Annotated in this window: 6 protein-coding genes; 3 read left to right on the top strand and 3 right to left on the bottom strand. The window is 58.8% G+C overall.

The features are described from left to right. Nucleotides 1-814, top strand: an 814-nt coding sequence (locus FXB40_RS46935; protein WP_283813024.1) for a molybdopterin dinucleotide binding domain-containing protein, incomplete at its 5' end; no start/stop codon positions are given. 25 nt (nt 815-839) lie between these two features. Further along, the gene (locus tag FXB40_RS48595; protein WP_187437616.1) at nt 840-1,010 is read left to right on the top strand and encodes a hypothetical protein; all 171 of its coding nucleotides are present in this window, start codon (nt 840-842) and stop codon (nt 1,008-1,010) included. Between the two features lie 131 nt (nt 1,011-1,141). Here the strand turns inward: FXB40_RS48595 and FXB40_RS46930 are convergent, their stop codons facing one another. Both FXB40_RS46930 and FXB40_RS46925 read right to left on the bottom strand, forming a co-directional pair. Next, nucleotides 1,142-1,864, bottom strand: a complete 723-nt coding sequence (locus tag FXB40_RS46930; RefSeq protein WP_148779033.1) for a DUF72 domain-containing protein — start codon at nt 1,862-1,864, stop codon at nt 1,142-1,144. Nucleotides 1,865-1,882: 18 nt separating this feature from the next. Then, a complete protein-coding gene (locus FXB40_RS46925; RefSeq protein WP_148779032.1) occupies nt 1,883-2,818 on the bottom strand; it encodes an NADP-dependent oxidoreductase in 936 nt (311 codons plus the stop codon). Between the two features lie 377 nt (nt 2,819-3,195). Here FXB40_RS46925 and FXB40_RS48590 point away from each other — a divergent pair, with 377 nt between their 5' ends. Further along, nucleotides 3,196-3,366, top strand: coding sequence for a hypothetical protein (locus tag FXB40_RS48590; RefSeq protein WP_187437615.1), 171 nt, complete (start codon nt 3,196-3,198; stop codon nt 3,364-3,366). A gap of 172 nt (nt 3,367-3,538) precedes the next feature. Here the strand turns inward: FXB40_RS48590 and FXB40_RS46920 are convergent, their stop codons facing one another. Continuing rightward, a complete protein-coding gene (locus FXB40_RS46920; RefSeq protein WP_148779031.1) occupies nt 3,539-3,739 on the bottom strand; it encodes a hypothetical protein in 201 nt (66 codons plus the stop codon). Nucleotides 3,740-4,200: the final 461 nt, after the last annotated feature.

Below are 4,200 nucleotides of genomic sequence, written 5' to 3'. Positions count from 1 at the left end.
CCGGTCGGCGCTCGTCCATGGTGAGATATCCTATATCCTGCCATGTTTGGGGCGGACCGAGATCGACCTGCAGGAAACCGGTCAGCAGGCTGTCGCCGTGGAGGATTCCACCGGCTGCATGCATGGCTCACGGGGACAGGCCCGGCCGGCAAGTCCTGACCTTCTGTCCGAGCCAAGAATCGTTGCCGAGCTCGCCAAGGCCACGGTGTCCGGCCGAACGACCATTCCGTGGGACGACTGGATTGCGGACTACGCCCGGATCCGCGACGCCATCGCATCCACTTATCCAGACATTTTCCACGACTTCAATGAGCGAATGTGGAAGCCCGGCGGCTTTCACCGTCCGATCGCGGCTCGGCAACGATCATGGAAAACCAAAACGGGGAAAGCCAATTTCATCGTGCCCACGTCGCTCGTGACCGACATCGATACGTCCCCGGAGGCACGCGACGTGGTGCAGCTGATCACGCTGCGGAGCAACGGCCAGTTCAACACGACGATTTATAGTTATGACGATCGCTTCCGCGGCATCTACGGCTCGCGGCTTGTGGTGCTGATGCATCGCAATGACATCGAGCGATGGGGATTGAAAGAAGGACTGACTGTGACGCTGACGACGGCAGTCGACGACGGCGTGGATCGTCAGGTGAGCGGCCTGCGCGTCGTTGCCTACGATATCCCGGAAGGCTGCATCGCCGGCTACTTTCCGGAATGCAACCCGCTGTTGCCGCTGTGGCACCATGAGGAAAAAGCCAAGACGCCGGCGGCGAAATCGATCCCGGTCCGGGTGAAAGCCGAAGCTGCTGCAGTCTGACAGCACGGCGGCTGGAGGAAGAAAGATGCTTGAGGAGAAGCTCAAGGAAGCAATCATCGGTGAGCTGAAGCGTCAGGCCGCAAACAGCCCTCAGACTCTCAGGGTGGAAGGCTCGGACGAGTTGGTCGTCAACGGCAAGATCGACCTGTCGGAGCTCGTCATGGTCATCGCAGGGTCTGTGGCCGGCGGTCCATGATGTATCGAACGTCAGCCGCAGATGAAGCCTAGAGCTTTTTCCGTTCCGATAGAATCGGAACGGAAGCTCTAGCTTTTTGTTTTGACGCGTTGTCTTCACGCGAACCGGTATCCACTTCGCTGGAAAACGCTCTAGAGCAGTTCCTTCAGCCGCTTGGCATCGGCCGGAGCCGCGCTTTTCTGGTCGTTGTCGAAATAAACATAGACGTCGCAGCCCTGCCGCTTCCAGGATCTGATGCGTCTAGCCCATTCTTCCAGATCCGCCGGAGGGTAACGACCGTGATAGCGGCCGCCCGGTCCGTGGCCTCGAATGTAGACGAAATCCGCGGTTCGCTTCCACGGCGCCGGTGCATCGTGATGATCGGAGAGACAAAGCGAGATGTTTGACTTCCTCAATATTTTCAGAATGGCTGGATGGTACCAGCTGGGATGTCGAAACTCGAAGCTGTAACGTCGTTTGTGCGACAGAAGTTCAAGAAAGGAGGCGAGCCGATCTGCGTCGGCCTCGAATTGCGGTGGAAGCTGGAAGAGGATGGGGCCGGCTTTCTGCCCCAACAGCGAACGGCGCTCTTCAAGCAGCTCGAGACTGTTCACCGACCGATCCGACAATCGCTTCCAATGCGTAATGAACTTTGAAGCTTTCCACGCGAAGACAAAATCCTTGCCGGTCTGCTCGCGCCAGCCTTTTACGGCCTCCGGCGTCGGTGTCCGATAAAACACCCCATTGAGCTCGGTCGTATCAAACTGGTTGGCGTAATAGCAAAGCTGCTGCTTGATCGGCAGGTCCTTGGGAAAGAAAGGCCCCCGCCAAGATGCGTAGTGCCAACCTGACGTGCCAATATGAACGCGTGCCATATGGACTTTCAACTAAACTCAGGACACCGCAAGCACGACCTTTCCCGCCGAGTGCCCGCGCTCGACCGACGCAAGTGCCGCTATCGCTTGATCGAGTGGAAACCTCTTCTCGACGTGCGGTCGGACTTTTCCGGCCGCGATCAGCGCGCCGATCTCGGACAGTTCGTTTCCATCGGGCTCGACGGTATATCGCATCGCCTTCACGCCCGCGGCGCGAGCTCTGTCCTGTGACGGTACCGTCAGGGTAGAGATCAGCCGTCCGCCTTGCTTCAGCACGGCCCAGGACCGCTCGCGCGTCTCTCCATCGATCAAGTCGAAAACCAGGTCGATGTGAGAGGCGGCTTCTTCAAAGCGTTGGGTCTTGTAGTCGATCACGACATCTGCTCCGAGGGAGCGGGCAAACGCGACGTGTTCTGTCGATACCGTGGTCAGGACACGCGCCCCGCATGCTTTGGCGAATTGAACGGCAAAATGGCCGACGCCGCCGGACCCGCCGTGAATCAGGACAGATTCTCCGGCTCGCAATTGGCCGTGTCTAAACAGCCCCTGATACGCCGTCTGTCCGGCCAGCGGTATTGCAGCCGCGTGGATATGGTCAATACCACCGGGTTTGATCGCGATTGCGCGCTCCTCGAGGACGACCTGCTCGGCATAGCCTCCGCCCCAGACCGGGACCATGCCGATAACCTCATCGCCGACGCGCACGCGGTCGACCTGGGCGCCGCATTGCAGAACGATGCCGGAGACGTCACGGCCGGGGGTATAAGGCAGCCGGTCATCTTTCACCGAGGGATATTTGCCGGAGCGGATCTTGAAGTCGACCGGGTTCACGCTTGCCGCGCGGACAGCCACCAGAATTTGGCGAGCGTCCGGCCCCGACTGCTTGATTTCATCGAGCTGGAGCACCTCGTTGTCACCGAAACAGTGAAACCTGATCTTCCGTACCCTGGTCATTTGTGATCCGTTCCTCGCTAGGACTGGACGATCAACGGTGTCCGTCATCGCGCGTTCCTGTCTAAAGACGGGCCGGGACCGAGTGCAAAGCTCGGCATCCTCTTTGGAACGTCACTTTGTCCGCCGCTTTAACCCGAAGAGAACCCGACGAAATGGAAGGAGGGATATCAATGGATCACATCACACGGTGCCCGCATTGTGGGCACGGGCTGATCCCGGCTTTGTCCAGGGACGGCCGGACCGAGTTCTCGTGCATCTGGTGCGAAAATCTGGGTTCGACGAAACCAGACGCAAGAAAGGACGGCATGCTGTCCGCGCGCACGTCGTTAGCGCCGGAATCCGAGGCACCTTAGCCACTCCACCCACCGGGAGTTCCGATGTACGCATTGTTCGAACGCGACAGACAAATCGGAGCTGCATTTCCGACCGAAAAGGAGGTGTGGGAGGCAGCGCTGATAGAAGGGCTCGTCACCGACGTTCCGGTCGCTGACGAGGAAGGTGGCCAGATCCTGCCGGACGGATACCACGTTAAACAGGTCGAGCCGTGAACCGGGAATCTCTGGAACGCCAAGCCGATCGGGCCGAGGCTCTCGCCGCCGAAACCGCCGATGATGAGGTGAGAAAGGCTCTCCTGGACGCGGCGAGACAATACAGGGTCCAAGGTCGAGCCATGCGAGCCGAGACCCGAATGGAAGCTTCCGGACGAGGTTTCCTGACGTGCTATTTCGTGTTGCCGCTGAGAAAAATCAGGCCGTTGGCGGTTAGACGATCCTCACTGGTCTCACCGTCCGCGACGAGGCCTTCCAGGTAAGTCTCCAGTTCCGGTAGTCTTTGCTCGAAGTCCGGACCAAGACCCATCAGATCGCAGGTCTTCCTGATCCGTTCGATGGGTTTTTCAAAAATGTTGATTTGCGCGTTCATCAATTCCGAACACGCCCGCGAGGCCTTGGTTCCTTGCGGGTGCAGAGCCAAATGCGGGTGGAAAGGAAGCAAATCTCGGCTAATGAAGGAATGTCCCTCAAAAAAGATGTCCAGCGGATTATCCAGGCGCCGCTAGTAACGAGGCACGATCGTCTTGCGACGGATGCCCGGTTCCGACTGGACGATTCCCAGGGCCACTGGAAGTTATTGATTCTTCTTGCCCCCTAGCTGACTCTTAATCGGCGGCTCTGTCGGAAACGGCATGGAGCATTTTCGCCGAACGCGCCTTCGCTGATGCATCGTCGGACAGGTTTCGAACGCCACTTATCCCTCTTTGCCGTTGGATCCCCGGCATCGAGAGAACGCCAGCCCTCCACGAGACGCGGCATGCAACAGTGACGGCCGTTCTCTCTCAGAGCTCCGCAATGAAATCGCAACCGATTGAGTGAAACGACCGTGAA

Origin of the sequence: Bradyrhizobium rifense, from assembly GCF_008123425.1 — a bacterium.
In the GTDB taxonomy this organism is placed as follows: Bacteria; Pseudomonadota; Alphaproteobacteria; order Rhizobiales; family Xanthobacteraceae; genus Bradyrhizobium; species Bradyrhizobium rifense.
Note: the sequence above shows the minus strand (reverse complement) of the source record. Positions and strands in the feature narration are given on the sequence as shown.

Excerpts from the sequence above, each read along its gene's own strand:
- FXB40_RS46930 (WP_148779033.1), bottom strand. The coding sequence starts at position 1,864 with ATGGCACGCGTTCATATTGGCACGTCAGGTTGGCACTACGCATCTTGG.
- FXB40_RS48595 (WP_187437616.1), top strand. The coding sequence starts at position 840 with ATGCTTGAGGAGAAGCTCAAGGAAGCAATCATCGGTGAGCTGAAGCGT.
- FXB40_RS48590 (WP_187437615.1), top strand. The coding sequence starts at position 3,196 with ATGTACGCATTGTTCGAACGCGACAGACAAATCGGAGCTGCATTTCCG.
- FXB40_RS46925 (WP_148779032.1), bottom strand. The coding sequence starts at position 2,818 with ATGACCAGGGTACGGAAGATCAGGTTTCACTGTTTCGGTGACAACGAG.
- FXB40_RS46920 (WP_148779031.1), bottom strand. The coding sequence starts at position 3,739 with ATGAACGCGCAAATCAACATTTTTGAAAAACCCATCGAACGGATCAGG.